The sequence below is a fragment of the Myxococcus vastator genome (assembly GCF_010894475.1).
In the GTDB taxonomy this organism is placed as follows: Bacteria; Myxococcota; Myxococcia; order Myxococcales; family Myxococcaceae; genus Myxococcus; species Myxococcus vastator.
Window position 1 is genome coordinate 1 of the sequence record NZ_JAAIYB010000894.1, and the last position, 970, is coordinate 970.

Here is a 970-nt window from a genome sequence, read left to right on the forward strand (position 1 = left end):
CCGCCGCGCCCCCCGATGACTTTCAGAAGCGTCTCGATGGCCTGCTCATCGTGGCGCTCGTCGTCTGGGGGTTGGCCCAGCTGGCGCCTCACCTGGCGCACCCGGCCATCTACATCTGGGACGAGGCGATGCATCAGGCCGCCACGCGCGGCACGTACGACACCTTCTTCACGCCGCACATCTACAAGGACCCGATTTTTCCCGCGGACCCGCGCCACTGGTGGGCCGCGCACGTGTGGATGCACAAGCCCACGGGGCCCTTCTGGTTCGGCGCGCTGATGATGCACGTGGTGGGCGTGACGCCGCTGGCGCTGCGGCTGGCCTCGCTCCTGGGGCACCTGGCCGCGGCGGTGTCCATCTTCCTCATCGCGCGCCGGCCCGCCGGGCGCTTCTGGGCCGTGCTGGGCGCGGCGGGCTTCCTCGCCATGCCCTTTGGCTGGCAGCTCGTCCAGGGGCGCATCTTCGGCGACGTGACGGATTGCACCCTGACGGGCTGCAACGCCGTCGCGGTGGCGCTCCTGTTCCATGCCACGCGCCGGGGCTCCTGGCGCTGGGGCCTGGCGGCGGGTGCGGCCGTGGGGCTGGGCTTCCTTTGCAAGACAGGGCTCGCGCTGACGCCCCTGGGCATCGCGGCGACGCTGTGGGCGCTTGGACGGCTGCGCTTGTGCCCGGGCCCGAGGTTCAGCACGGTGGTGGCCATGGTGGGCGCGGCCGTGCTCCTGGCGGCGCCGTGGAGCGTCTACTCCGCCTGGCGCTGGCCGGAGCTGCATGACCTGGAGGCGCGGGTGACGCGCGCCCACCTCTTCGCCGACCCGACGGTGGACGTGGGGCCCTGGCACCGGCCGGTGGATGCCCTCCTGAACGAGGTCAACACCCAGAGCCTGGCGCCGCTGCCCGCGGTGTTGCCGCTGCTCGCCTTCGTGTGGCTGCTGGTGCGCGGGGTGCGCCGGCGGGAGCTGGAGGTGGTGGG

General features: G+C 72.8%; 1 protein-coding gene. It reads left to right on the top strand.

Going from position 1 to position 970, the window contains the following annotated elements:
* Positions 1–970, top strand: a 970-nt coding sequence (locus G4D87_RS38170) for an ArnT family glycosyltransferase (protein WP_163787636.1), incomplete at both ends; no start/stop codon positions are given.